Here is a 6118-nt window from a genome sequence, read left to right on the forward strand (position 1 = left end):
CGGCGAGCGGGCCGAGGGTGCGGACGCCTACTGCCGACAGGCCTTTCCGCCGACCCAAAAGATTTACACCTCCTAATTATATCTAATTACGATATGGCCGAGACCGCTCCCGACTACGCGGACGTCGATTATTCCGACGGCGAAGGCGAAGAGCCCGACGAGTATCCACACATCCAGGACAAGATCGAGAAGGCGATCGAGGTCACCCGCGAGGGGTTGGCGGAGTACGAGAACCCGGCGGTCATGTGGACCGGCGGCAAGGACTCGACGCTCACGCTGTACTTCATCAAGGAGGTCGCCGACCGCTTCGACCTCGAGGTACCCCCGGCGGTCTTCATCGACCACTACCAGCACTTCGACGAGATCCACGACTTCGTCGACCACTGGGCCGACGAGTGGGATCTCGAGGTCATCTACGCGCGCAACGAAGACATCGGCGAGTACGTCGACGAATACGGCCTCGAGCCCGGTGACGACATCGACATTTCGGACCTCTCCGACCACAACCAGCACCACGTCCGGGAGATCCTCGAGTACGAGGAGGACACCTTCCCGTTCCTGCTCGACACCTACGTCGGTAACCACCTGCTGAAGACGGTCGCGCTCAACGACGCGCTCGAGGAGCACGACATCGACGGCGTCATCTCCGGCGTCCGCTGGGACGAACAGGAGGCCCGCGCCGACGAGACGTTCTTCTCGCCGCGCCACGATCCCGACATCTACCCGCCCCACGACCGCATCCAGCCCATCCTGCAGTTCGACGAAGCCGCCGTCTGGGAGGCCTTCTGGAACTTCGTGGTTCCGGATACCGTCGAGAACTTCCCCGAAGAGGGCTACGTCCCCGAGGCCGACGACGACCTCCCCGAGGGCGTCGAGCAGGACGACGTCCCGATTTCGCCGAAGTACTTCGCCGGCTTCCGCTCGCTGGGCAGCGAAGTCAGCACCGAGAAGTCCGACGAGGACCCCGCCTGGTTGCAGGATCTCGAGGGAACCACCGAACGCGCCGGCCGCGCTCAGGACAAGGAGGACCTGATGGAGCGCCTGCGCGACCTCGGGTACATGTGAACGCGGCGTAACTGTCAGCGTCCGACCGACTCGGTTCGACGGGGCGCGACCGTCGACTCACCGAACACGTTCCGCGTTCGCTCGCCTTTATTGCCGACTCGAGCGAACACGCGCCGTGATGACCGTCTACCGAACGCGGGCCGGCCTCCGTCACCGGTTTCGGGACGTATTGAACTTCTACTATCCGGACTGTCTGGATACGGCCGTCGGCGGCTACGTCGCACAGCTCGACGAACGCGATGGCCACGTCTACGACGCCCGGACGAAACACCTCGTCGCGACGGCCCGCGGCGTCCACAACTTCAGCCTGGGCGTCCTCACCGACGGCCCACACTGGTGTGACTACGCCGCCGAACACGGCCTTCGATTCCTCTCGACCGTCCACTGGGACGACGAGCGAGCGGGATACGACTGGCTCCTCGACGGACGGACGCCGACCGACCGGACGCGGTACTGTTACGGGCACGCGTTCGTCCTGCTCGCCGCCGCCCGGGCGCTGCAGGCGGGGCTCCCCGGCGCTCGAGCCGAACTCGAGCGGGCGTTCGGCGTTCTCGAGGAGGGGTTCTGGGAACCGGACCACGGACTCTACGCCGACCGCGCATCGCCGGACTGGGACCTCGCGTCGTATCGCGGCCAGAACGCCAATATGCACACCTGCGAGGCCCTGATCGCCGCGTACGAGGCGACGGGCGCGGATCGGTACCTCGAGCGGGCAGTTACGGTCGCCGACCGGTTCACCCGCGACGTCACTGCGGCGACCGACGGACTCCTCTGGGAGCACTTCACGGAGACGTGGGAGCCGGACCGATCGTACAACGCTGACAGTCCCCGCCACCGGTTCAGACCGCCGGGGTACCAGCCCGGCCATCACGCGGAGTGGGCGAAGCTGTTGGCGCTGCTGGCCACCCATCGGCCCGAGGACTGGCTGCTCGAGCGCGCCCACGACCTCTTCGAGACCGCCGTCGATCTGGGCTGGGACGACGAGTACGGCGGCCTCTACTACACCGTGACGGCCGACGGGGAGCCGATCGTCCCCGACAAGTACGGCTGGGTTCACGCCGAGGCGATCGGCGCGAGCGCGCTGTTGTGCCGGGCCGACCGCGAGACGGACCGGGACTCGCCGGCCCCCCTCGAGTGGTACGACCGGCTCTGGGCGTACGCGAGCGAGCACCTGATCAATCCGCGGTACGGCAACTGGTACGAGCGACTCGCGCGCGACCACGACCGCGACGGGCCGAACCACGGGCCAGCGGTCGAACCCGGCTACCATCCGCTGACGAACTGCTGGCTCGGTCTGCGAGCGCTCGAGGCCGACGGGCGGTCGTCGTTCGGGCCTCGAGCGGCCGAGCGGTGAGAAATACCCGGGGTTCGGTTCGACGGTTCGGGCCGGCTTCGGTCGACCCGATCAGCGAGTCGCCCGATACTCGCCGTGTTTGACGCCGAGGACGAGCATGAGCAGCCCGAACACGATCATCGACGGTGCCACCATCATCAGCACGGTGCTCATCGCCATCATCTGTGCGGCGAGCAATCCGCCGACAGCGAGTGCGATTACGACGAGAAACGCCACTGCCGTCTTCGTTCCATCGAACTCCATGGACGATCGTTAGCAGGGAAGCCCCTAATGGTACCGGGAATCGGCAGTCCGTTCACGACGGATGAGGGAAAATCGAGGCTACTCCGAGGGACGAACCAGGTTCGCCAACTCGACGACGCCGCCGAGGAACCAGCCAAGCGGGAACGAGAGGCCGACCCACATCCCGGCGTAGGCGGCTCCCTCGAGGGTGAAATTCCCGCGGAGGTAGTCGTTGAGGCCGCCGACGAACAACACGTTGTCGAGCACCCAGACGGCGAGATCGTAGCTGGGTTCGAGGACGACCTCCTCGAGCGACGGCGTGACGAGCGCGGCGACGACCGGCGGCAGGAACAACGCGGTCATCGCGAACGGGTACGCGAGACCGACCGTCGTTCCGCGGCCGCCGAACTTCGAGCACGTCGCCGCGAGTGCCGTCGAGACCGTCGCGACGATGCTGGCGAGGCCGACCGCGAGGACGGCGTTGATCGGGACGTCGACCTGCTCGAGATAGGACATCGCCCCCCAGATGAGCGTCAGCGCGCCCCAGCCGACCAGCGCCACCGCCGTCACGCCGATGATCCCGAGTCGCGTCTGCGTCGAGTCGAGTTTCGCCGCGTAGTAGCGGGTCGCGAGGCCGAGGACGGTAAGCGGATAGAGGACGAGCAAGCCGATGAACCCCAGGACACTCCAGCCGTGATAGCCGATCTTCTGCGGGAGCGTCTCCGGTTCCCACTTGCCCATGACGGAGTGACCGCGACCGCGCTGCCGAGGAAAGACGAGTTCCATCCAGGCTCCGTGCAACCGGCGAACGTCGGTTCTCACCGCGCCGACGAACCCACCACCGCCGCTTCGCGAGCGGGTAGACATACGCGAGCCAAAAAGCCGATGTACCGTAAACTTTCCTGCTTTTTCTTCGCTGCCGATCGGTCAGCCGGCTGTCAACTCGAGGGGCTCTCGTAGGCCGGCTCGAGAACCGCTGTCGTCGCTCAGTTCCAGGGCGCGAAGTCGGGATCGACCTCGCGGCTCGTCTCGTCGATCGCGTCGATCGTATCGATGTCGTCCTGATCGAGATCGACCGTCAGCGACGCCCAGTTGTCCTCGATGTGGTCCTCGCCGGTCGCCTTCGGGATCGCGGTGACGCCCTTCTCGCGGGCCCAGGCGAGACTGACCTGCGCCTCGGTGACGCCGTGTTTCTCCGCGACTGCCTGCAGCTCGGGCTGGTCGAACACCTGGCCGCGGGCCAGCGGCGAGTAGCCGACGACCTCGACATCGTAGTTCTCGCAGGCTTCCCGGATCTCGTCCTGGGGAAGCAGCGGGTGGAGTTCGACCTGATTCGCGAAGATCGGCGCGTCACAGACGTCGACGGCCTCCTCGAGTTGCTCGGGCTGGAAGTTGCTGACGGCGACGTTCTCGATCAGACCCTCGTCGTAGAGTTCGGAAAATGCCGAGAGTGTCCCCTCGGCGTCGTACTCGCCGGCCGGCCAGTGGACGTACAGCAGGTCGACGTAGTCGACGCCGAGCCGGTCGAGACTGTCCCGAGCCGTCTCGAGGACATCGTCGTGCTCGAGGTTCGAGATCCAGATCTTGGTCGCGAGGAAGATATCCTCGCGGTCGACGTCGGCCTGCGCGATGCCCTCGCCGACGGCGTCCTCGTTGTCGTAGGCCTGTGCGGTGTCGATGTGTCGATAGCCCGCGTCGAGGGCCGTACGAACGCTTTCGGCACACTGTTCGGCGTCGTCGTTCTGCCAGGTGCCGAGCCCGAGCATCGGCATCCCATTTGCGGTCGGACACGTTTCGGGGGCGATCGGGTCGGCGTCTTCAGTTGCCATGTACGATCGATGGAGCAGAGCGGGAAAATGGGTTTGGATAGCGGTCAGGGGTTCGCCTTGCGACAGCGCGATCCTCGGCCAGCGGCGAATCCAGTCCGTCCCCGGTATGCATCGTTCTCCGTCCGTTACCCGTATCGCTACTGTCAGGGCCGTTCGCGCTCGAGTGCCGCGTCGGCACGGACCGTGACGAAGGCGTTGATCTCGTCGTCTCCGTCGTCGATCCGCTCGAGGTGGGCCTCGACGGCGTCGGTGGCCGTGAGATCGCCGTCGCGGATTCGGTCGGCGAGTGCTACTGCGGACGAGCGCGTGAGCGGTGTCTCACGTGACATGTGTCTAGCACTATAGACGATCCGAGAGGTGTTCTCTCGACGGTCACGTCCGACCGCCGTGATCGACGATCGACCGCGGTCCGGCCTTACTGATACATCCGCAGCGGCTGGGCCTGCGAACTCTCGTCCTGACCGATCGCCTGCATCTGCTGGGCCAGTTGCTCTCGCTTCGCGCGGATCTCCTCGGCCCGGTCGACGAGTTCCTGGACGTCGATGTCGATACCCGCGACCGGACCGATCCCGTCCTCGAGCAGGACGCTCGCGGCTTCGGGGTCGGGGAACTGATGATTACACTCGACGACGAGGGCGAGGCTCCCGTAGTCCTCGTGTGCGGCGCGGTTGATGAGCGCCCCCGTCGGCCCCGTGATGACGCCGTCCTCCGGCGGCATCGCGATGTCGGTCGACTCGAGCCGGTCGCCGGCGTCGCCGGTCGCGATGCCGTAGAGGTCGGGACGGGTTCCGTTCTCGCGCTCGGCGGGGAGCCCGCTGAGGTAGATCGGCATCGCCGCCCGGTCGACGATCCAACCGGTCAGACAGTCGGCGACGCTTTCGACGGCCTGGGACGCGATCGGCGCGTCGCTCTGGAGGGCGATGAGGTCGTGCTCCTCGCTGACGTAGAGGCGCACCGGCGGCCGCGCCGTCCGGTCGCCGCTGCGGTAGACGCCGATCCGGGGTAACCCCTCGCAGTTGACGCTCGCGTAGTAGCGCATGTCGAGTTGCTCGACGAGGTGGTCGGTCGCGATCTTTCCGACGAGGCCGACGCCCGGAAACCCCTCGACGAGCGTGGGGTTCTCGAGGTCCGGCTCCGGTCCCTGAACGCGGATACCTGCCATACTCCGACCGATGGCCGTCACCGGCATAAAATCGAGGGCCGGGACCGTCGGCGATCTGTCGGGCGATTCGTGTGAGAAACCTGTCCTTTATACCGGTCGCGTCCGAAGATTCGATACCTATGCCGACGCCGGAAACGGACCGTGACCCAGCCAACGACCGTGATTCCGACGCCCAGTACGCGCTCGTCCGTGCGGCATACGCGGACGCGATTTTCGACGCGATCGGAACGGTCCTCCTGCTGGGGTTCGCACTGCTGTTCCTGGCCCTCGGGACGAGAGGGCTGCTCGTCGATGCGTCCACCGAACTCGCCGTCGGTCTCATCCTCGGTGGTGTCGTGCTAGCCGGTGTCGCGTTCGATCTGGTGCCGCCCGTCCGGAAGTGAGCCCGGCGATTCGGCGTCGGCTTCGAAACCCACAAGCGCCAGTCGCCCGAACCCCGAGCCGATGGAGCCACTCGAGCGGTATCGACCGATTATCGACGACTTC

General features: G+C 66.1%; 7 protein-coding genes and 1 pseudogene. 3 read left to right on the top strand and 5 right to left on the bottom strand.

Annotated elements, in window-relative coordinates:
* The first annotated feature begins 93 nt into the window (after window positions 1-93).
* Entirely contained in the window at window positions 94-1065 is a 972-nt protein-coding gene (locus tag ALTAJ2_RS17535) for a phosphoadenosine phosphosulfate reductase family protein (RefSeq protein ID WP_007109650.1), read from the top strand.
* Between the two features lie 118 nt (window positions 1066-1183).
* Window positions 1184-2419, top strand: coding sequence for an AGE family epimerase/isomerase (locus ALTAJ2_RS17540; protein ID WP_007109649.1), 1236 nt, complete (start codon window positions 1184-1186; stop codon window positions 2417-2419).
* A gap of 51 nt (window positions 2420-2470) precedes the next feature.
* Here the strand turns inward: ALTAJ2_RS17540 and ALTAJ2_RS17545 are convergent, their stop codons facing one another.
* From ALTAJ2_RS17545 to ALTAJ2_RS17565, 5 genes and pseudogenes are all read right to left on the bottom strand, one after another.
* Entirely contained in the window at window positions 2471-2662 is a 192-nt protein-coding gene (locus ALTAJ2_RS17545) for a DUF7333 family protein (RefSeq protein ID WP_007109648.1), read from the bottom strand.
* Between the two features lie 78 nt (window positions 2663-2740).
* Entirely contained in the window at window positions 2741-3508 is a 768-nt protein-coding gene (locus tag ALTAJ2_RS17550) for a hypothetical protein (RefSeq protein ID WP_049900458.1), read from the bottom strand.
* A gap of 119 nt (window positions 3509-3627) precedes the next feature.
* Window positions 3628-4470 carry an aldo/keto reductase gene (locus ALTAJ2_RS17555; RefSeq protein ID WP_007109646.1) on the bottom strand — a complete coding sequence of 281 codons (843 nt, stop codon included), beginning with the start codon at window positions 4468-4470 and terminating at the stop codon, window positions 3628-3630.
* A 158-nt stretch (window positions 4471-4628) separates the two neighbouring features.
* Window positions 4629-4799 (bottom strand): annotated as a pseudogene (locus ALTAJ2_RS17560) (amidase); the annotation flags it as partial.
* A gap of 86 nt (window positions 4800-4885) precedes the next feature.
* Entirely contained in the window at window positions 4886-5632 is a 747-nt protein-coding gene (locus tag ALTAJ2_RS17565; RefSeq protein WP_049900539.1) for a proteasome assembly chaperone family protein, read from the bottom strand.
* Window positions 5633-5751: 119 nt separating this feature from the next.
* Between ALTAJ2_RS17565 and ALTAJ2_RS17570 the strand changes: the two genes are divergently transcribed.
* Window positions 5752-6015: a hypothetical protein gene (locus ALTAJ2_RS17570; protein WP_007109643.1), complete on the top strand. Its 264-nt coding sequence runs from the start codon at window positions 5752-5754 to the stop codon at window positions 6013-6015.
* Window positions 6016-6118 lie beyond the last annotated feature (103 nt).

The sequence above is a fragment of the Natrinema altunense genome (assembly GCF_000731985.1).
Lineage (GTDB): Archaea > Halobacteriota > Halobacteria > Halobacteriales > Natrialbaceae > Natrinema > Natrinema altunense.